The 22,217-nt window shown below is 37.6% G+C and carries 22 protein-coding genes; 4 read left to right on the top strand and 18 right to left on the bottom strand.

Annotated features, from left to right (window positions below; all coding sequences use genetic code 11):
- Positions 1–29: 29 nt before the first annotated feature.
- The 6 genes from clpX to AC1ECF_RS00760 all read right to left on the bottom strand — a co-directional run bounded on the left by clpX (position 30) and on the right by AC1ECF_RS00760 (position 7,896).
- Positions 30–1,301: an ATP-dependent protease ATP-binding subunit ClpX gene (gene clpX / locus AC1ECF_RS00785; RefSeq protein WP_480387479.1), complete on the bottom strand. Its 1,272-nt coding sequence runs from the start codon at positions 1,299–1,301 to the stop codon at positions 30–32.
- Between the two features lie 160 nt (positions 1,302–1,461).
- Entirely contained in the window at positions 1,462–2,742 is a 1,281-nt protein-coding gene (gene tig / locus AC1ECF_RS00780) for a trigger factor (RefSeq protein ID WP_480387478.1), read from the bottom strand.
- Positions 2,743–2,866: 124 nt separating this feature from the next.
- Complete coding sequence (locus tag AC1ECF_RS00775; RefSeq protein WP_480387477.1) at positions 2,867–3,874, bottom strand: hypothetical protein; 1,008 nt, start codon at positions 3,872–3,874, stop codon at positions 2,867–2,869.
- 1,013 nt (positions 3,875–4,887) lie between these two features.
- Positions 4,888–5,445 carry an integrase gene (locus AC1ECF_RS00770; protein ID WP_480387476.1) on the bottom strand — a complete coding sequence of 186 codons (558 nt, stop codon included), beginning with the start codon at positions 5,443–5,445 and terminating at the stop codon, positions 4,888–4,890.
- 173 nt (positions 5,446–5,618) lie between these two features.
- The gene (locus AC1ECF_RS00765; protein WP_480387475.1) at positions 5,619–5,939 is read right to left on the bottom strand and encodes a general stress protein; all 321 of its coding nucleotides are present in this window, start codon (positions 5,937–5,939) and stop codon (positions 5,619–5,621) included.
- A 118-nt stretch (positions 5,940–6,057) separates the two neighbouring features.
- A complete protein-coding gene (locus AC1ECF_RS00760; protein ID WP_480387474.1) occupies positions 6,058–7,896 on the bottom strand; it encodes a DNA ligase D in 1,839 nt (612 codons plus the stop codon).
- Between the two features lie 114 nt (positions 7,897–8,010).
- On the opposite strand from AC1ECF_RS00760, the gene ku reads away from it, so the two are divergent.
- Positions 8,011–8,841 (top strand): non-homologous end joining protein Ku, encoded by an 831-nt coding sequence (gene ku / locus AC1ECF_RS00755; protein ID WP_480387473.1) that lies wholly within the window; start codon positions 8,011–8,013, stop codon positions 8,839–8,841.
- A gap of 94 nt (positions 8,842–8,935) precedes the next feature.
- Here ku and AC1ECF_RS00750 read toward each other — a convergent pair whose 3' ends face one another.
- The 3 genes from AC1ECF_RS00750 to AC1ECF_RS00740 all read right to left on the bottom strand — a co-directional run bounded on the left by AC1ECF_RS00750 (position 8,936) and on the right by AC1ECF_RS00740 (position 12,695).
- Entirely contained in the window at positions 8,936–10,396 is a 1,461-nt protein-coding gene (locus tag AC1ECF_RS00750; RefSeq protein ID WP_480387472.1) for an alanine/glycine:cation symporter family protein, read from the bottom strand.
- A gap of 21 nt (positions 10,397–10,417) precedes the next feature.
- On the bottom strand, positions 10,418–12,010 hold the full coding sequence (locus tag AC1ECF_RS00745) for an amidohydrolase (protein WP_480387471.1): 1,593 nt from the start codon (positions 12,008–12,010) through the stop codon (positions 10,418–10,420).
- 94 nt (positions 12,011–12,104) lie between these two features.
- A complete protein-coding gene (locus tag AC1ECF_RS00740; protein ID WP_480387470.1) occupies positions 12,105–12,695 on the bottom strand; it encodes a DUF6198 family protein in 591 nt (196 codons plus the stop codon).
- Positions 12,696–12,875: 180 nt separating this feature from the next.
- Here AC1ECF_RS00740 and AC1ECF_RS00735 point away from each other — a divergent pair, with 180 nt between their 5' ends.
- Genes AC1ECF_RS00735 through AC1ECF_RS00725 form a run of 3 tightly spaced genes read left to right on the top strand, consistent with a single transcriptional unit; the run spans position 12,876 to position 14,768 of the window.
- Positions 12,876–13,322: a helix-turn-helix domain-containing protein gene (locus AC1ECF_RS00735; protein WP_480387469.1), complete on the top strand. Its 447-nt coding sequence runs from the start codon at positions 12,876–12,878 to the stop codon at positions 13,320–13,322.
- Positions 13,306–14,040, top strand: coding sequence for an ABC transporter ATP-binding protein (locus tag AC1ECF_RS00730; RefSeq protein ID WP_480387468.1), 735 nt, complete (start codon positions 13,306–13,308; stop codon positions 14,038–14,040). The genes AC1ECF_RS00735 and AC1ECF_RS00730 overlap by 17 nt, the downstream gene beginning before the upstream one ends.
- Entirely contained in the window at positions 14,037–14,768 is a 732-nt protein-coding gene (locus AC1ECF_RS00725; RefSeq protein ID WP_480387467.1) for an ABC transporter permease, read from the top strand. The genes AC1ECF_RS00730 and AC1ECF_RS00725 overlap by 4 nt, the downstream gene beginning before the upstream one ends.
- A gap of 41 nt (positions 14,769–14,809) precedes the next feature.
- Here the strand turns inward: AC1ECF_RS00725 and AC1ECF_RS00720 are convergent, their stop codons facing one another.
- The 9 genes from AC1ECF_RS00720 to AC1ECF_RS00680 all read right to left on the bottom strand — a co-directional run bounded on the left by AC1ECF_RS00720 (position 14,810) and on the right by AC1ECF_RS00680 (position 22,016).
- Positions 14,810–14,947, bottom strand: a complete 138-nt coding sequence (locus AC1ECF_RS00720) for a YfhE family protein (RefSeq protein ID WP_480387466.1) — start codon at positions 14,945–14,947, stop codon at positions 14,810–14,812.
- Between the two features lie 14 nt (positions 14,948–14,961).
- Positions 14,962–15,165, bottom strand: a complete 204-nt coding sequence (locus AC1ECF_RS00715; protein WP_480387465.1) for a hypothetical protein — start codon at positions 15,163–15,165, stop codon at positions 14,962–14,964.
- A gap of 73 nt (positions 15,166–15,238) precedes the next feature.
- Positions 15,239–15,997, bottom strand: a complete 759-nt coding sequence (locus AC1ECF_RS00710; RefSeq protein WP_480387464.1) for a class I SAM-dependent methyltransferase — start codon at positions 15,995–15,997, stop codon at positions 15,239–15,241.
- 201 nt (positions 15,998–16,198) lie between these two features.
- Positions 16,199–16,621, bottom strand: coding sequence for an organic hydroperoxide resistance protein (locus tag AC1ECF_RS00705; protein WP_480387463.1), 423 nt, complete (start codon positions 16,619–16,621; stop codon positions 16,199–16,201).
- 355 nt (positions 16,622–16,976) lie between these two features.
- A complete protein-coding gene (locus AC1ECF_RS00700; protein WP_480387462.1) occupies positions 16,977–17,816 on the bottom strand; it encodes an HAD family hydrolase in 840 nt (279 codons plus the stop codon).
- 88 nt (positions 17,817–17,904) lie between these two features.
- Positions 17,905–18,951: a mannonate dehydratase gene (gene uxuA / locus AC1ECF_RS00695; RefSeq protein ID WP_480387461.1), complete on the bottom strand. Its 1,047-nt coding sequence runs from the start codon at positions 18,949–18,951 to the stop codon at positions 17,905–17,907.
- Positions 18,952–18,972: 21 nt separating this feature from the next.
- Positions 18,973–20,391 (bottom strand): glucuronate isomerase, encoded by a 1,419-nt coding sequence (gene uxaC, locus AC1ECF_RS00690; protein ID WP_480387460.1) that lies wholly within the window; start codon positions 20,389–20,391, stop codon positions 18,973–18,975.
- 84 nt (positions 20,392–20,475) lie between these two features.
- Entirely contained in the window at positions 20,476–21,117 is a 642-nt protein-coding gene (locus AC1ECF_RS00685) for a bifunctional 2-keto-4-hydroxyglutarate aldolase/2-keto-3-deoxy-6-phosphogluconate aldolase (protein ID WP_480387459.1), read from the bottom strand.
- A gap of 38 nt (positions 21,118–21,155) precedes the next feature.
- A complete protein-coding gene (locus tag AC1ECF_RS00680; protein WP_480387458.1) occupies positions 21,156–22,016 on the bottom strand; it encodes an SDR family oxidoreductase in 861 nt (286 codons plus the stop codon).
- Positions 22,017–22,217 lie beyond the last annotated feature (201 nt).

Genomic DNA, 22,217 nt, shown 5'->3' with positions numbered 1-22,217 from the left:
TGGAAGCCAGCTGTTCAAATGGCTGAAATTTAAGCCGATGTTTTTTTGTTATCTGTATCTTTTACTTCGGTACCGTCAGCTAATAACAGTCTTGGTCTTTTACCGTTCGTAAGAGTTTCCTTTGTAATGATACATTCTACAATGTCCTCACGAGAAGGAAGCTCATACATCACATCTAGCATCGTATTTTCAATGATAGAGCGAAGACCACGTGCACCTGTTTTTCGCTCGATGGCTTCTTTCGCAATTTCAACTAATGCCTCGTCTTCAAACGTCAATTTCACGTTATCTAACTCAATCATTTTTTGATATTGTTTTACTAGTGCATTCTTTGGTTCTGTTAAGATACGTACCAATGCTTCATTATCTAATTGCTCCAGACTTGCAAGTACAGGTAAACGACCAATGAACTCTGGTATTAAACCAAATTTCAATAAATCCTCTGGAATGAGATTAGAAAGCATTGACTTAGATTGTAAAGCTGCTTTGTTTGGGTCTGCTCCAAATCCTATAACCTTTTCTCCAAGACGACGCTTGATGATTTGTTCTATACCATCAAATGCTCCACCAACGATAAACAGAATATTAGTTGTATCTATTTGAATAAACTCTTGATGTGGATGCTTACGACCACCTTGTGGAGGAACGCTCGCTACTGTACCTTCTAGAATTTTTAGAAGGGCTTGTTGTACACCTTCACCTGAAACATCACGTGTAATCGATGGATTTTCAGACTTACGTGCCACTTTATCGATTTCATCTATATAGATAATTCCTTTTTCTGCTTTTTCAATGTCGTAATCTGCCGCTTGAATTAGCTTTAGAAGAATGTTTTCTACGTCTTCTCCAACATATCCAGCTTCCGTTAAGGAAGTTGCATCTGCTATAGCAAAAGGAACGTTTAGGATACGTGCTAATGTTTGTGCCAGTAACGTTTTCCCACTACCTGTTGGCCCAATTAGCACGATATTAGATTTAGATAACTCTACCTCATCTATTACGCTATTTGAATTGATACGTTTGTAGTGATTATAAACAGCCACAGCAAGGGATTTTTTTGCTCTTTCTTGCCCAATTACGTACTCATCTAAGATAGCTAAGATTTCTTTTGGTTTAGGAACTTCTTTGAACTCTACTTCTTCTTCTGTACCAAGCTCTTCTTCTACAATTTCTGAACAAAGATCGATACACTCATCACAAATATATACACCTGGTCCAGCAACAAGCTTTCGAACTTGTTCTTGTGGCTTGCCACAAAAAGAACATTTTAAGTTCCCTTTTTCATCATTGAATTTGAACAAAATATTCACCCCTATTCAAGCCATTATCTTACAAGATTCTATTCCGAGAATCAAATAAAAAGTTTAAGTATATTTTTTTATCTAGAAACATCTATGTATGGTATAAAACAAGGCACAGATCAAATCTGTACCTTGTTCTATTATAACGCTATGTTTTCAATTAAGAAATTTTTGCGTTATCTACTAAGAATTCAACTGTTTTTTGGAAACGAAGGTCATTTGCAAGTACCTCAGTACCACCAAGAACTCGTTTAATGTCATCAGCAGACATGTTGAATTGAGCACTCATTTTTTCAAGTTCAGCGTTCACATCTTCTTCAGACGCTTGAAGATTTTCTGCATTAGCAATCGCTTCTAAAGTTAAAGAAACCTTTACACGATTTTTTGCATCTTCAGCCATTTGTGCACGAAGAGCCGCTTCATCTTGACCAGAGAATTGGTAGTAAAGATCCAAGTTCATTCCTTGTTGCTCTAAACGTTGACCGAATTCTTGTAGCATACGATCAGTTTCTGTTTCAATCATTGCTTCTGGAATGTCGATTGTTGCATTGTTTGCTGCAGCTTCTACTAGTTCATCACGTAAGCTTTGTGCAGCTTGTTGTTTTTTCTCTTCAGCTGTTCTTTCTTTTAACTTTTCACGTAATGCGTCGATTCCTTCTACCTCAGGATCGATTTCTTTTGCAAATTCATCGTTAAGCTCAGGAAGTTCTTTTCCCTTTACTTCTTTTACTGTCACTTTGAAAGTTGCAGCTTTTCCAGCAAGCTCAGCAGCGTGATATTCTTCTGGGAATGTTACTTCTACATCTTTTGATTCTCCAGCCTTCACACCAACTAATTGCTCTTCAAAGCCAGGGATGAATGAGTTAGAACCAATTTCTAGTGGATAGTCAGATCCAGCTCCACCTTCAAAAGCAACATCATCCACGAAACCTTCGAAATCGATAACTGCTGTATCTCCTTCAACGATTGCATCTTCTTTCACTACTAGTTCAGCTAAACGAGTTTGTTGGCTTTTTAATTGCTCTTCAATTTCTTCGTCAGTAACTGTTTCATCTAGTTTTGTCACTTCAAGACCTTTGTAGTCTCCTAAAGTTACTTCTGGTTTTACAACAACTTTCGCAGTAAAAACAAGAGGCTGACCTTTTTCCATAGTTACGATGTCGATTTCTGGACGATCTACTGGCTCAATTCCAGCTTCTTCGACAGCAGAAGCATATGCTTCTGGAAGAATGAAATCAAGTGCGTCTTGGTATAAGGATTCCACTCCATACATTTTTTCAAACATTTGGCGAGGCATTTTTCCTTTACGGAAACCTGGTGCATTAATTTGCTTTACTACTTTTTTGAATGCTTGATCTAGTCCATTGTTCACTACGTCAGCAGCTACTTCGACTGTTAAAAGACCGTTATTTCCTTCTTGTTTTTCCCATTTAACTGACATATATTCTACCTCCAAAAATGATTTACAATAATTTAGTAGCCTGATAAAGAATTGAAAAGGCTTAGTTCATACTAATTATATTGACAACTTGTATATTATAGCATAACTAAAGAGAGTTTCAACACTATTGATTATTTGGTGCTTGAAGCGAGAGTTCTATTTTCCATATAAAATCGAGTAAAGGAGTAGATACATTTGGTTCTCCCATAAATAAGCTTTCCACAAATGTGGAATATGCATCTGCTATTTCCTCATCCTCATAGCCTTTCCAGTTTAGCGGAAAAAGTGCGTAAGCATGTCGATGGATAAGCTCTGCTGTCAATGCTTGTTGAGACGGATCCTTTGCTAGCTTTTCTTGTACCAATTGAGTGATATGCTCCATTCGATCAACTGCTGTATTAACTGGTGGCTTAGCAGGAGAAATACTCATCTGTTGCCCATATTTGTTAACTTTCACTTCTTCCAGAACCCCTGCACTACCAAGAAGTAAAAGAGCAAGCGTTTGAATGGTAGGTGGTACCATCTCACTCTCAGCAATCAACTTAATTTCTTTAATAGCGTCAGATATATTCTGATAAAAGGCCTGTTGCAGGATTTGCTCCTGCTGAACAAAGGGGAGACTGATAAAATGCTCATATTCAATCTTATCTTTTTCTATTTTTTCCACTTCTTCTACTTCTCCCTCAGGCATCAGCGGACTTTGTTCCCCCGCTAACCGACCGCTAAGCTCAAGCAGTTGCTGAAAGTTGGTCTTACGCTCATTAGAGAACTCATATTCAGATAATATGTAAGATATCGTTTCATTTAAAGCGGTATATTCCTTCAAATCAAGTAGGATGGTTAGGTAAAGCTCGACAATTTGCTCAAAAGCAGGGGATTTCCCCTCTAATAGCTCCTCACAAATTTCTCTTGCCTCTTGAGTTCTTCTTGTTTCCAATAAAGTCAGGATATATACACTCAAAATCATATCATCAAGCTTTACAAATTTCTTTGCCTCATCAAAGCATGCAGCTGCTTTTATATAATTATTCTTTTCTGCAAAAGCCAAACCTTCCGTTATCAATGTTTCTACCATGCCAGGGAACACGATAACCTTATCATTTGTCTGCAGGTAATGATTTTTTTTCTTCATGAAACCTAACCGCCTCTTTGTTCTATGTATGATGATAGTATATCATTTTCTATTTATTTTCTCACTTTTAAATGTGATTTTTTGTAAAAAATGAAAGAAAAATAAAAAGAGATATTCCAATATCGCTTTTTTCTGGAATATCCTAATTTTGCTATCATCTCTTCTTTCATTATTCTTCTCACTGTTCAGCTTTTTAATACTTTGCAGCTGTGGTGTATTCGGTATATCCTATGTGTTTTTCTTTATTCTTTTCCCTGTATAGCTACTAATTAAACTTTATAGTATTCTTTGCAAGTAATAGGTTCATTTCTATTTTATAATAACTTTCTTATAACTAATCTCTGTCCCTTCATATATAATTGATGAATCAAAAAATGTACGATTAAAAGGTAGAATTTATTTTATGAATCTTAGGTTCTCCGCTGTGTCGGACGCTTTCCGCGGGCCAACAGGATGTTGGTCAGGAAAACGTTGTCACACGATGTGACGTTCTTAGTTTTCCGTCCTTAAAATGAGCCATAGCCGAACGCTAACGCGTGCCGTTGCTATGTCTCACCTGTCTCCATCCTCCCGCAGGAGTCGCCGACACTGCTCCGAACCCATTCGTGTACACTTCTAAAAATAGTTTTTAATTAATAGTTTTTAAAAGAATAGAACCTTTCAAGAAAGGAATAGTTTTATCCCATCCTCCTCTAACAATGTCAGGAAAAGAGGTTGTCCACATGGTTGGGCGTTTTCCGGAGTCCAACAGGATTCTGGTCAGGAATACGTTGTCACAAGACGTGAGGTACTTAATTTTTCCTACCCTAAGTTAAGCCATTGACATATTTCTTTTAAGGATCCCAGCATATTAAACTGATACATAACAAGAGGTAAAGTTAATTTGTTCTTTTACTATTTTCGGATGATTCTAAAGACTGTTCGGCTTTCCTCCATCTCTACTAAAAAAGTAGTACAAACCATAGCCTTGGTTTGTACTACTTTCGTGTATTTCATATGATTTTTCATAACTTCTAAGCAATTTGCATTGCTTCTTGCTCACGAAGCTTTTGAAATAATAGTAAGTCTCTTTGGTAAGACGCTATATATGTGGAAAGGCTATGTTGTTTGACTGCTTGAAAGGTCATCTCATCTGCAATAGCAAAATGTTTATTAAGCTTCTCTGCATTCTCCCATGCAGTCTCTTCAAAAACTAAATTCATATCATGCTCCTCAATCAGCATAGCGAGAAGTGCTAGGTTCGTATAAAGTTCTTTTATAGAATAACTATTTTTCATTTCAAAGATTTCATAAGTACGATCTATAGTAGCCATCAAATTATCTCTATCTATGGCATGGCCAAGCTCATGGATTGTTAGTATTTCAATATAAGTTTCGAGGGTAATAGGAAATGACATTTCTTCTTTTGCTTCTATTAAACGCTTTTCATCAAAGCTTAAATAATGCCCTATGAAGTTATAGCTCATATTTACTCCGGATCGGTCTTTTCTAATCTCAACATCCATTTCAACTGTATCCATTGTCGAGCTAATTATCTGCTGTATATTCTGAGTAGTTACCACTTGGTTCATTCAGTTATTCAGTTTCTCCTCTTTAAGGTAGTTGTCTACCATTTTTTTCACACAAGAGAAACTATATAACAAAAAAAGGAAGAAAACAAGATTTTTGCACGAGAAATACCCAAAGCCGAAATCTCGACTTTGGGTATTTCAAAACTTTTTATTTGTCTTCTAATTAGTATAAATTAATTGTTAGAGCGTCGGCTACGGCTGCTCGCTTCTCCGCCTTTGCGACCTGCTTCTTCACGGCTCATTTTGCCGTTGTTACCATTACCGGTATTGCTAGAGTTACCGGTATTGCTCCGTGCTTCTCCACCCTTGCGACCAATTTCTTCATAGAAATCTTGGCCATGGTTACTAGAAGTTGATTCCCCGCCTTTACGGCCGATTTCTTCATAGAAGTCTTGTCCATGATTTTTGGAGGTTGCTTCCCCACCTTTACGTCCCGCTTCTTCAAATGACAGCTTGCCGTTGTTGTTTCTGCGATTGTTTTGGTTGTTTGCCATGTTACATTCCTCCTTACATGTTTTAGTGAGCTTTTCTATCGCTCACGTAGTCTTTATATTCCCAGCAAAGATTATCTAAAACATAAGATGACCAAATTGAAGCTTAAGCCCTAATCAGTTACATTGTCATGATATTTTTTAGCTTTTCTAAGACAGATTGAAACTGCTCCGGCTCAATATCTTGTCGAAAGTGACGAAAAGGATCTCCTATTGTTTGTATCCTATCTATTACTGCCGGAATGGTAAAGAGCTCTGGATGTAACCCCTCCTTCACCTCTTCCCAAAGCAAAGGAGTGGCAATTAAGCCTCGATCATTTCCTCGGGTTGAATACGGTGCAATAATTGTCTTCCCTTCATGGTGCTGCACGTAATCTAGATAAAGCTTATTATTCCTATTCTTTTTCAACCTCTCTGTGGTAAACCAATTAGGCTCCTGCTCCACAAGAAAATCACATATAAATTTAGTGAAAATACGAGTTTGTTCATAGGAATACGTATTTTCCGGAAGTGGTATGTACAGCTGCAATCCTTTACCTCCGGAAGTCTTCACGTAGGAGGGCAGCTGAAACTGATCAAATATCGCTTTCATTCGAATTGCCGCTTCGATTGCTAGTGAAAATCCCTCTACAGATGGAGGGTCTAAGTCAAACACTATTTCAGTCGGCTTGTCCATTTCATAAAGCTGAAAAGGTATGTGGAGCTCAAGAGCCAACTGGTTTCCAAGCCAAAGTAGCGTTTCAATATTATTACAAACCACATAACGATTTCCCTCGAAAACTGTGGTATTTACATAGCTAGGTAACTTGTCCTCCCAATTTTTCTGATAGAATCGCTCCTCTCGTAGCGTACCATGTGGATAGCGAATGACTGTTAATAGTCGGTTATTTAGAAAGGGAAGCATGTATGTCGAAGCTTGCTGCAGATAATATAGGAAACCTTCCTTGTCTATCTGAATCGATGGCCAAACCGGCTTATCGGGATGGGTAACCTTCACACTCTCCGGAATAGGAAACATATCATATGTGAGTCTTTCCCAAGTGCATGTTTGTGGATCGACATCTAAGGCAAAAGCATAAAATCGTGGTTCTCTTAAGCTTTTCCCATCAAAATCAATACAGGCGACAATGATACAGATAGATGGTTCAATATCCCAAACATTCTCTGTTAGTTGACGTCCATTACGTCGAAAAAATTGTACTAACGTTTTCTCCTCTTCTTCAGAGAGTCCATTTTTTACGTTTACAACCTCTACAAGCTTGTTCCCTTTATAAACTTCTCCCTTAAAATAGCCATTTTCCTTATCGTAACTGGTCAAGATGACATGTATAAGCTTCCAATTTTTTATTTTCACCCACTGGTTTGTTCTCTTCCCACTTGTCCAGACACTAGCTCGCTGCTTTGCAATCATTCCTTCTCCACAAGACGCTTGAAGCTGTCCCAATAACTCCTTACTATTTTTAAAGACATCAATCATTTGCAGTCTTTCTGGGTTTGTATAAGAAATAGAAAGAGGAAGCTGAAGCTTTTTAAATAATTGCAGTAGCTTTTTCTTACGGTCATTTAATGGTAGAGATGTTAGTAATTCTCCCTTGTATTGCAAAATATCAAATACAACATAATGACAGGGAAACTTATTTACATGCTCCAAAATAGACTTCTCCGTTCGCATTCTTCCTCTTACCTGAACTTTGGTGAAATCACTATTAAAATTATTCGTTAGATATACAAGCTCTCCATCGAGGCTTAAAGGAAGAAACTCTTCTATTTGATCTCTCAGCTCTTTGCAGAAATGAATAATTTCAGGAAACATATTGTTTAAATTTTTTCCATTTCTACTCCATAAAACAATCTCCTGATTCCATTCAAGGATACAACGAAAGCCATCATACTTTACTTCATATAACCAATCCTTTCCTTTTGGAATATCAACTGCGGATGTTAATAGCATGGGTTTCATTTGTAAACCTGCCTTCTCTTGGCTTCATTTTACTGTTAGTTTTATTATTTTCTAGTCAGTCATACATATTTCATTAAAAATATTCCAAAGTAAGATAAAAAGGTCGTGAATGATATGCATACCGTCTGGAAAGGAAGCATTAGCTTTGGGTTGGTTAATATCCCTGTAAAGCTCCATGCTGCCACTGAAAATAAAGACATTAAGCTTCGACAGCTCCATAAAGAATGCCATACGCCCATCACTTATAAGAAAGTTTGTGAAGGGTGTAATAAAGAAGTGAAAAATGAAGATATTGTGAAAGCATATGAGTATTCCAAAAATAAGTTTGTCCTTTTAGATGAGGAAGAGTTGGAAAAGCTGCGCAAGGAAAATGAAGACAAAGCGGTAGAAATTATAGATTTTGTTAAGCTAGAGGAAATCGATCCAATTTATTTCGAAAAAAGCTATTATATGGCTCCAGATAGTGGTGGCTCAAAGGCCTACTCGCTTTTAAGAAAAGCACTCTTAGACTCCGGGAAGATTGGAGTAGCAAAGATTATTATTCGCGCAAAGGAACAGCTTGCTGTTGTAAGAGTATATAAAAACATGCTCGTTATGGAGACAATACATTTTCCGGATGAGGTTCGCCCAGTTGCCGAGGTGCCCAACATCCCTATTGAACAAGAAGTGGTTCAAAAGGAGCTAGAAACAGCTTTACTATTAGTAGATCAGCTAACAACTGAATTTGAACCTGAAAAATATAAGGATGATTATCGAACGGCCTTAATGGAGCTAATAGAAGAGAAGAAGAACAACACCTTAATAGTAGAAACAGATGCAAAACAGCCTGTTGCAGCATCGAACGTCACCGATTTAATGGCTGCACTTCAAGCTTCATTGGATAGAACAAAGCCAAAGAAAAAAACAACAACCAGAAAAAGAACGCCAAAAAAGAAAACCTCTTAACGAAAAAAGCTGCCCTAACGATCTTAGGAGCAGCTTTTTCATGAATGTATCAATTTTTAAAATTCAAGTTTGTCTATTTGTACTACTTTGTCTTTTACTTACCTTTTTTCATTTTGTCCTCATAGAACACACTGAAATTTGGATCAATCTGTCCAATGTTTAAATACCTAGCCTTGTAATCTCGGAGAAGCTCGAAGAACTTTCCACTCAGGATCAGGATGACGATAAGGTTAACAAAGGTAGGAATGGCAGTAGTAATATCCGCAAAATACCATACAGCCTGACCTGGCATATTAAAGTATACAGCGTAAACAACCATTAAAAAACCAGGGATTGGATATAGCCATTTAAACGCTAATAACACCCTATATTTTAAAGTTGTCTGATCTGAATCACCAAACACATGGCGTAGTATAATTTCGTAATATGTGTACCAACCTGTCGAAGTGGTTAATCCGAATAAGAATACAGATATAGTGATTACATAACGGCCAATCTCTCCAATGCCAATTTCAAAAGCAGATAGTGTTAATTCTGCTCCGCTAAGCCCAGAAGACCAAACACCTGTAATGATAATTGTAAACGCCGTGATGGAACAAACGATGATGGTATCAATAAAAACCTCTACCGCTCCCCACATCCCCTGCTTTACTGGATGACTTGTCTTTGCAGTAGAATGAATCATTGGCGAAGTTCCCCAACCTGCTTCATTGCTATAAACCGCTCTTGCCACACCCATACGGATCACTTGTGCAATAGCCGCTCCTGCGAATCCACCTACCGCCGCATTACCACTAAATGCACTATTAAAAATAAGCTCAAAAACCGGGATGATATCTGAATAGTTTTTAAAAATAATAAAAAGTCCAGCTACAAGATAAAAGATACACATAAAAGGTACTAAACGACCTGCAATTTCCCCGATTCTTTTAATGCCTCCATAAACAATTACATAAATAAGAACCAAATAGATAAAAGAGGCAGTAATCATCCCAATATCAAAGGAGGAACTTAATGCTTCAGATATCGTATAGTTTTGAAGAGTAATAAAGAAGGTAGTAAAAATACCAAACCCAAATAAAATAGCTGGTACCTTCCAAAATTTAAATCTCTTCTCTTCACCTAGACCCTTCTGAATATAATAGGTAGGTCCTCCATATGGATTTCCTTCTTCATCGGTGCTTCGATAATAGACGGACAACGTTACTTCAACTGTTTTGGTAATCATTCCAAGAAGTGCAGTTATCCACATCCAAAATACTGCCCCAGGTCCTCCAATAGCAATAGCTGTTGCTACACCACCTATATTTCCTACTCCAACACTTCCTCCTATTGCGGTACTAACAGCCTGGAAGGGTGTCAACAGACCTTTCGAATCTTCCGATTTATCACGCTTGCTAAATAGTCTACCAAACGTTTCCTTAAAAATATGGGGCAAATACCCAAATTGGAATAGCTTACTTCCAATAGTAAAATATAAACCGACAAATAATACCGTAAAAATTAATGGTAAGCCCCAAAGCCAATCTACTATTGTTTCTAAGATTTGTTCCACTCTCTCAGCTCCTATTCTATTTTATTTATGATATTTTATTTCCCCTCCTATGATTGTTTGCTCCACCTCCGTATTTAGTAGTTCATCTGGACTTTCCATGGTGAATGGATCCTTAGAAAGTACAGTCATATCCCCTAGTTTTCCTCTTTCCAGTGACCCTTTTTCTTTTTCCTCGTTTGTTGCATAGGCTCCACCAAGTGTAAATAGTTCAATTGCTTCGTACATAGATAGCTTCTCACTTTCAATATAACCTGCATGTGTTTCTCCTTCTTTTCGACGAGTAACAGCAGCATAAATCCCTAGTAGCGGATTTAAAGGCTCAATCGGTGCATCTGAGCTACCTGCACAAATAACACCAGCCTCTAGTAGCGTTTTAAACGGATAGGCAAGTTTAGCTCGTTCTTCTCCAATACGGTCGATAATCCAAGGAAAATCACTGGACACAAATTTCGGCTGTAAATCGGTGATTCTATGTGGACTTTTTAGTCTACGAATCAGCTCTTCATTCAAAAGAGAAACGTGAATAAGTCTATCTCGGAATTTTACAGACTCCATTTGATCTAATATATCTAGAACATCGGTGAGAGCTTGATCTCCAATAGTATGAACGGCTATTGGCATATCAGCGTCTCTGCAATCTTGGAAATAGCGGAAAAGCTCCTCCTTTTCATAAATTGCGCTCCCAAAATTACCTGGATCATCTGCATATGCTCTCGATAGGTGTGCTGTCCTACCACCCAATGCTCCGTCAGCAAAAAACTTTATTGCTCCAATCATTACCTTGTTATTTCCGTATCCTGCGTACATACCTTCTGCCTTTAACTCTTCTAGATATTGATAATCGATTAAAAGGTTGCTGCGAGGTCCAATGCCTTCCTTGTTTACTACTTCGTCAAAAAGTTGATACGTCTGTTTTGCACCATAAAAATAAGTAGGGTCATTTGTATGAATTCCTGTTAATCCAAAACGTACAGCCTCTTGCATACCAACAGTTAGTGCTTTTTTGAGCTGTGAATAGGTTTTTTTAGGAATGTGCTCAGTGATTATGTTGGAAGCAGTCTCTAATAGAAGACCATTCGGTTTGTTTTGCTCGTTTTTCACGACAGTGCCGCCAAATGGTATAGGCAACTCATCATAATAACCAGCGATTTCAAAGGCTTTACTATTAGCTAGGAAGGCATGTCCACAAACTCTTGGCAAGAATAGCGGGTTACCCGGGGCTACAAAATCTAGCTCTTCTATTATCGGTATTTGTTTATCAGGAAAAAGATTCTCGTCCCACCCCCTGCCTAAAATCCATTCTCCTGGCCGAAGAGTTTCTGCCTTAAACTTTATACGTTGAAGCAAATCGTCCTTCGACTTTACACCAGTTAAATCTAGCTCCAGCGAGTTAATTCCTACACTAGAGATATGTAAATGGCTATCAATGAGACCTGGAAGAACAGTCTTTCCTCCTAAATCTACTATTTTTGTGCCGCTTCTTCCCCATGCCAGCTTCATATCCTCGTAAGATCCTAAATCTTCTATTCTTTCTCCGTTTGTCACTATCGCCTCTACAAAAGGCTCATTTTTATTAAACGTATAAATTTTTCCGTTAGTAAAGATTGTTTTCAATTTATCTACCCCTTCTAGTTGTTAGTTATTTTATTTTAATATTCTGACAGATGAATAGCAATAAATAAATACTTTTAAAAACTTGTCCTTTTAATCAATGGGTTATTGGTTTCTGTATTACCTTTCGGGTTAACAGGCTGGTTGTCAACGCCACAGAGAGAATGGTAATGATAGAAAGAAAAAAAGTATCTTCTGAAAGAAGTAGGCCTCCTACTACTACCACTAATGAATCAATCACGAAAATATTAATGCCTACATTTACTCCTGTTCGGTCAGAGATAAATTGTGCAATTAAGTCAGTGCCTCCTGTACTTGTTTCATAACGAAGCATCAGCCCAATACCTATGCCGACTAGAATTCCACCAACAATTGCGCTTGGTATTGCCTCGAAATATATTTTTGGGTTTGTTTGCTTCAAAAGGTCAATAAATAAGGAAGAAACAATCATCCCATGAAGACTATTATAAAAATAATTACGATATTTAAACCAAGCAATTAAAAATATGGGGATGCTAAAAAAGATAATCGTTGCACCCGTTTTTAAATCCCATAGGTAGTTTAAAATTAAAGCTACTCCTATAATTCCACCGTCTAACACCTTATACGGCACTAAAAAAAGGTTAATGCCAATGGATATAAGAAAACTTCCCACCAAAATGATGGTTCCTTTCTTTACTATAAACATCTCCACCACTCCCTTTTCGGGTATGCTCTAATGTATGAAGATGAAGTAGACAAGATGTATAAATAAGAAATAAGTCTCTATACAAATATTTAGCAACCAACTATAACATCGATGTTACAGTTGGTTGCTAGACAATTGACCAGTTTTCAAGGAATAATAAGATTAGGAGGTAGGTAAAGTATGATAAGTATGAATCTTAAAATGCTTCGCTCTCAGCATCAACTTACCCAAGAAGAGATCGCGGAACATTTAAACGTGTCACGACAGGCTGTTGCTAAATGGGAAAAAGGCGATTCTATTCCTGACCTCACCCATTGTATGGAATTAGCTAAGCTATATAATATATCGATTGATAGCCTAGTTCACTACAAGGATGAAGGGCTAGGATTGCCAATACCACCGAAAGGGAAACATTTTTTTGGTTCGGTCACTGTTGGAGAACGAGGACAAATAGTAATACCCAAAAAGGCTCGAGAGCTCTTTCATATACATCCCGGAAATACGCTCGTCATCGTAGGCGATGAAGAACGTGGATTAGCAATCATTCCGGAGACCTATATGAAGCCCTTCTTTAATATGGCAATGATGGGCGGTAAAAAGGAGAACAAGCATGACGAATCCAATTGAAGTAGTTAACCTAACGAAAAAGTATAAAGCAAAAGTCGCTGTGCATCAGCTTTCTCTTACCATCGAGGAAGGAGAGCTTCTTGCCTTGCTTGGAGTAAATGGAGCGGGTAAAACAACACTTATTAACATGCTATCCTGTATTACAAAGCCTAGTAGTGGTGACGCTTTTTTATTTGGTAATAGCATAAAAACAGCACCCCAAAAAGTAAAAAAAGTGATTGCTGTCTCCCCGCAGGAAACTGCAATCGCCCCCAATTTAACTGTCCTCGAAAACTTGCAGCTCATGGCGGGCTTATATGGGTTTTCAAGAGAAGAGATAGCGCAAAAAACAGAGAAAGTGATGGAAAAGCTTTCTTTACAGGAGGTTAAACACCAAAAAAGCAAAACCTTATCAGGAGGATGGAAACGACGCCTAAGTATCGGTATGGCATTAATAAGTGAGCCACGGATTTTATTTTTAGATGAACCAACCTTAGGACTAGATATATTAGCTAGAAGAGAGCTTTGGACATCTATCCAAAAATTAAAGGAATCTACCACAATTATTTTGACCACTCATTACCTTGAAGAGGCAGTGACTCTTTCAGACCGCATATGCATTTTGAAAGACGGACAAGTGAAGGCTTTAGGGAGTGCGAAAGAATTGGTAGATAAGACAGGCACTTCTTGCTTCGAGGATGCGTTCGTGTATTATGTAACGAAGGGAGATAGCCAATGAAAGCTCTTGTTTTTGCAAGCAGAACAACAAAAGAAATAATACGAGATCCCGTTTCCCTCTTTTTCGGTATATGCTTTCCAATCATATTGCTTTTATTGCTTACAGCAATTAATCAAAACATCCCAACCGATTTATTTAATATTGAGTCTTTGACACCTGGTATTGCTTTCTTTAGTCTATCTTTTTTGTCTTTATTTTCTGCACAAATCCTGGCTAAAGACAGATCTAGCTCCTTTTTAACAAGACTTTTTACCACTCCTTTGACGGCGAGGGATTATATTATAGGATATACATTGCCGTTACTTCCTATGGCATTATTGCAAGGTCTTGTTTGCTTTTCGGTAGCGATTATATTAGGCATGAACATATCCACCTCTCTCTTGATTGCACTTTTGTTATTAATCCCCACTTCTATCTTATTTATTGGAATTGGTTTATTTTGTGGAACTGTCTTCAGTGAAAAAGCAGCTACCGCTATATGTGGTGCTTTACTAACGAATCTAACTGCATGGCTTTCAGGTGCATGGTTTGATCTCAACCTAGTAGGTGGACTCTTTAAAACCGTCGCCTACTATTTACCCTTTGTGCATGCAGTAGACATGGGAAAAGCTGCAGTTAGTGGAAATTATCAAGCTATTTTTCCTCATATTTGGTGGGTGCTTGGATATGGAATTGCAATACTAGTAATAGCAGTTATGGTATTTAAGAAGAAAATGAGTGAGGATTAAAGTAGAAAACTGCTTCAAGCTAAGCTTGAAGCAGTAATTTCTTACCTATCTTTGTGCTTTTTATTCTTCACGGCTTTATCCGCGTGCTTAAATTCTTTTTGGTAAAGGACTTCCTGTGTAGAAGTCAATCCATTATCCTTTGTCGTGAGCTGCTCATGTGGAGGTCTCTGGTTTTTCATATTGCTTCTCCTTTCTATTTTTTATTCGATTGCTGATTTTTATCGTGATTCGTCTTGTTATTTTTATTCTTTAGCTTCGAATCAAATTCTTCTGCAAACTCAGCTACATTGTCTTCAGGATTATGGTTGTGACTTGTCTTATTATGATGTAATTCTTTAAAGGTATGAAAAGGATTATGCGTTCTTTTATTTAATGTTTCCTTACTATTCTTTCCCAAATTTCATTCACCTCCTGCATGAGTTAATTTTGCTCATTACAAGAGGATTTATGCTAAAAGCCAGATTCTATCTCTATTTACTAGCGACGATCGTAAACTCCCAAGGAATATTTTCACCATTCCAGCCTTGATGTTCCTCCATTTTTTGAAGTCTAAAGCCAGAAAAGATAATAGCATTCAGTATTTCGCTGAATGTGTATAATCTAATAGATACATCAGGGAAATCCTTCTGCTCCTTTTCATCAAAATAATGTTTATAAGCTACCTCACCAGTTTGTATATCTTCATTAAAATAATTCAGCTCTAGTTCAAAGGCATTCTCTTTTTTGACAATACATTTTCTAAATGGATGAAAATCGCTTAATATCATTACACCTTCATCTTTTAACAAAGTAAACAGGATATTCATCAATTTGTTTATATCATGGAAATAATGTAATATTCCTCCCTCTAAGTACAGAATGTCAAATGAGTTCCCATACTTTGTGAGATCAATTTCATAGATATCAGTAACCACATATTCAATAGATGTGTTTGCTTCACTCGCCAGTTCTAAGGCATATCTCTTATTTTCTTTTGATATATCAAAGACAGTAACTTTTGCACCTAATAGAGAAAGTGGAACTGCCTTACGACCATTAGAGCCACAAAGATTTGCTATACGCTTACCTTGGATATTATCATTAAAATACTTTGCATGCTTTTTTAACTGAACTATTGGAGCCTTCAGTATTTGCTCTGCTTTCTCTCTTGGCGAACCATATCTCTTATTCCAAAATTCATATGCTCTAAATTCCCATGCCTTTTTGTTTTGAATGTTATGGTTATCCATTTCTTCCTCCTTAAGATAATCAATCACTTTCATATGATTATTACATGATGAAAGATGGGTTAAAAGGGAAAAGAACAAATTTAAATGGTTGCGATTTGAACTGCGTGAAAAGTAAAGCAGTTATTTAATAGAAGAAAGATGAGAAAAAATTATCAACCTCAAAAAAGCCTACAAGAGGCATTCCCCTTATAGGCCTTCCATTTAAACCACTTCTAGTTTAACCTCTATATTATCTCTAGTTGCCTTAGAATAAGGACAAACTTGGTGTGCTTTGTGCACTAATTCCTCCAATTGGTCTTTCTCTATATCCGTCCCTTTTACCTGCAAAACTACAGCTAGCTTAAAGCCTTGATCTGTTTCATCCTTTAAAAGGCTTACATTGGCCGTAACCTCTGAAGTGAATTGTACTCGTTCCTTTCTAGCTGTTAACTGTAATGCGCTATCAAAGCAAGCTGCATATCCCGCAGCAAATAACTGCTCAGGATTTGTAGCGTTCTCTAGCTGCTTAGCTCTTGGTGTACCTGGCATAGCTGTATCCAGTTCAATAACCCCATCATCTGAGCGTACTTTTCCTTCTCTTCCACCCAAAGCTGTTGCACTTGCAGTAAATAATTTATCTGACATCATTCCAGCTCCTTTATTCGTAATATCTCTCCCTAAACGTATACCCTGTTTCCTAAAAAGATATCAAAGGATTATTAACAATAAAGATATCTTAACCCTCGAGGTTCTGATGGATTAATCGCTACTGAAAATTCTGGAATATTTCCTTTCAATATTTAAGTAATGTATAAATATCACTATATTCTTTGCAGTTTCTTTTCAAATAAAAAAACGCTTCAAAGCTCAATAAAAGCTTGAAGCGTTCAATTCTATTAACGGTTTTGATTCGCAGAAAGCATGGATAAATTCTCTCCCAATTAGAACTTCTGTTATGTGAGTCGGGAAGTTCCCTCATCTTTCAATTGTAGGAAGGCTCTTATTTTAAGTTATCATAAAATTCCTTAATAAGCTGTTCCTGATATTCACCAGCAAATGTACCATTTGTAAACTTAGTTAAAGCTTCATTTCTAAATCTTTCCCATGAGAATGCTTCTTTACCAACAAGGATTGGATAGTAGCATACACCATTTTGTTCAGCAGCCTGCAAGTCACCAGGTGCGTCCCCAACCATTAGTACTTGCTCGTTCTCAAAGCCGAATTTTTTTAATTGCTCAATGCAGTAAGCTTTTGTTCCAGCTTCTTGTCCTAACATTACTTGGACATGTGGTGCTAGATCATGTCTAGTCCACTCTTCTGCTACAGCCCCTCCATTTGCAGAGGATACAATTGCCACGTCCGCAACTTTCTCTGCTGCAGCAAGACCTTCTTTTGCTCCTTCAAATGGTGCATCTGCATCTTCTAGTTCTGTAATTGCTTTGTTTACTTCATTACTCCATTGCAGAGCTTTCTTAAGCTGTTCATCATTCGTTTCTGCAATAGCACGCTCTAATGAAGGATTAGAAAGTTCGTTCGTCGTCTCTACCCAATGCTTAATAGAAGAGATATCCGGCATTTCTACTCCTTCTGCAGCTAAATCTTCTATTGTTTTTACTAAACCTTTAAAACGGTTAATTCCTCTTGATCTTGTATAAAGGTTAATATCATTCCACAATTTCATGAAACGCTCTTCAATGTGTTCTAAACCCCATACTTCAATTACTTTTGGTCCAAAACATTTCATATGTTTCACGTCCATTGTATCCATTGCACAGCCATCGGAATCGACGCAAACTAGAAAATTCTTTGTTTTAACGAATTCTGAAATTTGATCTTTCAATGTAAGTCCTCCATTTTCACCATTCTATAAAATAAGGCCTAACTGAATTGAGAAAGTCACAATCCAGTTAGGCAAAAGCTACGGTAAATTATTTTCTATTTTTAGTTTCTGCTTCCCACAAACCAATTAGGTAAGTTGCTCCTAGGGCACGGTCATATAAACCATATCCTGGTTTACCTGTTTCTCCCCAGATCATTCTTCCATGGTCCGGACGGATAGGGCCAGTGTAGTTGAAGTCAGCCATAGCTTTAATTACTTCGTGCATATCAACAGAGCCATACTCAGATGGATGTGCACTTTCTTCGAATGACATACCACCTGTTAATTTCACATTGCGGGCATGTACGAAGTTAACACGATCCTTTTTACCGAAGTAACGAAGCATTTCAGGGAAATCGTTCTCCGGATGAGATCCAAGGGAACCACTGCACATAGTCAAGCCGTTGTTAGGGCTATCATATAGATTAACAAATCTTTCAAGGTTTTCTTTGTTTGTGATAATACGTGGTAATCCAAAGATATCGAATGGAGGATCATCAGGGTGGATAGCCATCTTCACGCCAGCTTCTTCTGCAACTGGGATGATTTCTTTAATGAAGTACTCGAGGTTTTCCCATAGCTTTTCATGATCTACATTTTTGTAGTGATCAAATAATTGCTGTAAGTCTTCTTTTTTATAGCTGGAGTCCCAACCTGGTAATGAAAGTTCTCCTGTTAATGGATCCATTTTCTTCGCAACTTCTTCTTCGAAGATAAGTGCTGTAGAACCATCTGGAAGACGGTATTCTAAATCTGTACGTGTCCAGTCAAAGATTGGCATAAAGTTGTAGCATACAACTGGAATACCAGCTTTTCCTAAATTACGTAAAGTTGTTTTGTAGTTTTCGATATATTTATCACGAGTTGGTAAACCAATCTTGATATCTTCGTGTACAGGTACACTTTCAATAACAGAGATATGCATACCAGCATCTTCCACAGTTTTTTTCAGCTCTTCAATTTTATCCATTGGCCAAGCTTCTCCAACAGGGATATCATAGATAGCTGTTACAATTCCTTTCATGCCTGGAATTTGGCGAATGTATTCTAATGGGATAGAATCAGTTTTTCCATACCAACGAAAACTCATTTCCATAGTTGTGTTTCCTCCTAAAAATTATTGAAGATCTATATTAAAATAATTCTTCGCGTTGTTAAAGCAGATGTTTGTTACAAGCTTTTCAAGTAATGCTTCATCGTTTGGAAGCTCTCCTTCTTCCACCCATGTACCTACTAAGTTACATAGGATACGACGGAAATACTCATGTCGGCTGTAAGAGATGAAGCTGCGTGAATCTGTCAGCATTCCTACAAAGTGACTTAATAATCCTTGATCAGCTAAAGCTGTTAATTGGCGAATCATACCTGGTTTTGTATCATTAAACCACCAACCAGAACCAAATTGGATTTTACCTGCAATTCCAGCTTCGTTTGTTTGGAAGTTTTGAATTGTTGTACCAATTAGTTCATTATAAACAGGATTTAAATTGTAAATAATTGTTCTTGGAAGAGAATCTCTGATTTCTAGTGCATCTAGTAGAGCATTTAATGGTGCTGCTACTTCGCCTTGGTCGCTGATCGAATCAAATCCAGCATCAGGTCCTAACTTTTGGAACATTTTTGTATTGTTGTTGCGGATAGCACCAAAGTGAATTTGCATTGCCCAGCCTCTATCTGTGTAGGCCTTACCAAGAGCAATCAAAATGGCCGTCTTGAATTTATTTTCATCCTCTATGCTTACAGGTTGTCCGTTACGTCCAGCTTGGTAAATTGCATCTAGTTCACTTTCTTCAAATTCAGCAAATGGAACCTCAGAAAGACCATGGTCAGAAATTCTGCACCCTTTTTCGTGGAAGTATTGTACTCGATTTAATAGAGCCGCAATATAATCCGCATAAGTTGCTAATGATTGATTAGCTACCTTTTCAAGTAATTCCACGAATGGAACGAAAGTAGCTTTATTGATTTCTAATCCTTTGTCAGGACGGAATGATGGAAGAACCTTCACTGGGAAATCTGGTAATTCAGCAATTTGCGCATGATGCATAAGATCGTCTGTCGGTTCATCTGTAGTACCTATTACTTTTACATTTGAACGTTTAATAAGTTCACGAACAGAAAAATCGTCTTGCTGTAACAATTCATTGCAACGATCCCAAATGCTTTCCCATGTATGTTCGTTTAATAATTCTTCGATTCCGAAGTAATTTTTCAACTCGATATGTGTCCAGTGATACAAAGCGTTTCCAACAGTATATGGAACTGTTTTAGCCCAAGCCTCGAATTTCTCCTTTGAACTAGCATCACCAGTAATGTACTTCTCAGAGATTCCATGTGCTCTCATTGCTCTCCATTTATAATGGTCACCTTCGAGCCATAGTTCCGTGATGTTATTAAATTTACGATTTTCAGCAATATCTTTTGGAGATAAGTGACAGTGATAATCATAGATTGGCATATCTTTTGCAAATTTATGGTATAAATTCACAGCAGTTTCATTTTTCAACATAAAGTTCTCATGGATAAATGAACTCATTCACTTGTCCCTCCTTCATATACAAATCTAAATAATCTTCTTCGCATTCATTCAGTGCCGAACAAATGCAAAGAAGAACTATGATTAACCCCTAAGGGATTCTAGATGGTCCATAAACTCTCTTGCAGTCGTTTGCACACTGCTATAGTCACCATCTTTTACATTTTTCGTTAAAGCACTTCCGATACCTACAGCGAATGCACCTACTTCGATCCAATCCGCTAAGTTATCTTTGCTCACGCCACCTGATGGCATCATTTGAACATGTGGAAGTGGCCCGTGTACGTCCTTAATGAAGGATTTACCTAGCAAGCTTCCTGGGAACATCTTGATAACATCTGATCCATAGGTTACTGCTTCCAGCACTTCTGTTACAGATCCGCAACCTGGTAAGTATGGTACACAGTAGCGGTTACACATTAAGGAAATATTACGGTCAAAATGTGGACTCACAATGTAACGTGCACCTTTCATGATGGCAATACGAGCAGTTGTGTCATCAAGCACAGTACCTGCACCAATGATCATGCCCTCTTCCTTTAGGCTTGCAAGTTCTGCAATTACTTCCGCAGCATCTGGTGTTGTGAAAGTAATCTCTAACGAGCGAATACCACCTTTAAATGCTTGCTTTGCAATTTCCACAGCTTCCTCTTTCGTGTTTCCACGAACTACAGCTACTACATAGCCTTCACGCATTTCTTTAAGCACTTCGAATTTTTGTAACATCTAATCACCTCTTATGCCTTTAACTTCACTTTTTTACCTTATACACCTGAGTATGCAGAGAATGCACCATCAACTGGGATGACAACTCCGTTAACAAAGCTTGAAGCCTCATGTGATACTAGATACAGCATTGTACCTACTAACTCTTCTGCTTCCCCGAAACGGTCCATCGGTGTGTTGCGAAGGATTTTTTCAGAACGCTCTGTATAAGAACCGTCTTCATTTTTTAATAATTTTTCATTTTGCGCAGTAACGAAGAACCCTGGTGCAATTGCGTTAACACGAATACCCACTTTTGACATATGAACTGCCAACCATTGAGTAAAGTTACTTACAGCTGCTTTTGCTCCACTGTATGCTGGAATTTTCGTTAATGGCGTGTACGCATTCATGGAAGAAACATTAATGATTGTAGCGCCCTTACGATTAATCATGTCTGAAGCAAATTCTTGTGAAGGTAGTAATGTACCTAAGAAGTTTAAGTTGAATACAAATTGAACTCCTTGTGGATCCAAATCAAAGAAAGTGATAGTATCATCTAACTTTTCTTTGATGTCTTCAGCGTATAAATACTCTTTTGTAGTTGTTCCAAGTGGATGATTTCCTCCAGCGCCATTAATTAAAATGTCGCAAGGTCCAAATTTTTCAAGCACAACCTCATGAGCAGCTTTTAAGCTTTCTTTGCTAAGTACATCAGCAGCTACACCAATTGCAATTCCGCCTTTTTCTGTAACGGATGCTGCTTTTGCTTCTGCGTTTGCTAAGTCGCGATCCAGGATAGCCACTTTTGCGCCACAAGCAGCCAAAGCGTCAACGAATTGACCGCAAAGGATTCCTGCTCCGCCTGTTACTACAGCGACTTTGTCTTTTAAATCAATTTGAAAAGGTAAAAAAGTCATTCTACATAGACCTCCAGAAATATATTAGTGCCTCCGGCGATTTTACATTTTAACGCCTAAAGCACCCAAATTCAATTGCTTATGCACGGTAATAGATAAGTTTCCTTACATATCTTACAATAATTTGAAAACTTTTTTTACCAGTATAGCTATAAGTATCCTTTTTACAAGACACTGATATCCTAATATGCCCTACTAGAT

This window comes from Psychrobacillus sp. Z3-81, assembly GCF_056620325.1.
Note: the sequence above shows the minus strand (reverse complement) of the source record. Positions and strands in the feature narration are given on the sequence as shown.

Coding starts and splice junctions, on each gene's coding strand:
- AC1ECF_RS00680 (WP_480387458.1), bottom strand. CDS start 22,016: ATGACTTTTTTACCTTTTCAAATTGATTTAAAAGACAAAGTCGCTGTA.
- tig (WP_480387478.1), bottom strand. CDS start 2,742: ATGTCAGTTAAATGGGAAAAACAAGAAGGAAATAACGGTCTTTTAACA.
- AC1ECF_RS00740 (WP_480387470.1), bottom strand. CDS start 12,695: ATGTTTATAGTAAAGAAAGGAACCATCATTTTGGTGGGAAGTTTTCTT.
- AC1ECF_RS00705 (WP_480387463.1), bottom strand. CDS start 16,621: ATGTCAGATAAATTATTTACTGCAAGTGCAACAGCTTTGGGTGGAAGA.
- AC1ECF_RS00720 (WP_480387466.1), bottom strand. CDS start 14,947: ATGAAAAACCAGAGACCTCCACATGAGCAGCTCACGACAAAGGATAAT.
- AC1ECF_RS00775 (WP_480387477.1), bottom strand. CDS start 3,874: ATGAAGAAAAAAAATCATTACCTGCAGACAAATGATAAGGTTATCGTG.
- AC1ECF_RS00725 (WP_480387467.1), top strand. CDS start 14,037: ATGAAAGCTCTTGTTTTTGCAAGCAGAACAACAAAAGAAATAATACGA.
- AC1ECF_RS00760 (WP_480387474.1), bottom strand. CDS start 7,896: ATGAAACCCATGCTATTAACATCCGCAGTTGATATTCCAAAAGGAAAG.
- uxuA (WP_480387461.1), bottom strand. CDS start 18,951: ATGGAAATGAGTTTTCGTTGGTATGGAAAAACTGATTCTATCCCATTA.
- uxaC (WP_480387460.1), bottom strand. CDS start 20,391: ATGAGTTCATTTATCCATGAGAACTTTATGTTGAAAAATGAAACTGCT.
- ku (WP_480387473.1), top strand. CDS start 8,011: ATGCATACCGTCTGGAAAGGAAGCATTAGCTTTGGGTTGGTTAATATC.
- AC1ECF_RS00685 (WP_480387459.1), bottom strand. CDS start 21,117: ATGTTACAAAAATTCGAAGTGCTTAAAGAAATGCGTGAAGGCTATGTA.
- AC1ECF_RS00735 (WP_480387469.1), top strand. CDS start 12,876: ATGATAAGTATGAATCTTAAAATGCTTCGCTCTCAGCATCAACTTACC.
- AC1ECF_RS00770 (WP_480387476.1), bottom strand. CDS start 5,445: ATGAACCAAGTGGTAACTACTCAGAATATACAGCAGATAATTAGCTCG.
- AC1ECF_RS00765 (WP_480387475.1), bottom strand. CDS start 5,939: ATGGCAAACAACCAAAACAATCGCAGAAACAACAACGGCAAGCTGTCA.
- AC1ECF_RS00710 (WP_480387464.1), bottom strand. CDS start 15,997: ATGGATAACCATAACATTCAAAACAAAAAGGCATGGGAATTTAGAGCA.
- AC1ECF_RS00730 (WP_480387468.1), top strand. CDS start 13,306: ATGACGAATCCAATTGAAGTAGTTAACCTAACGAAAAAGTATAAAGCA.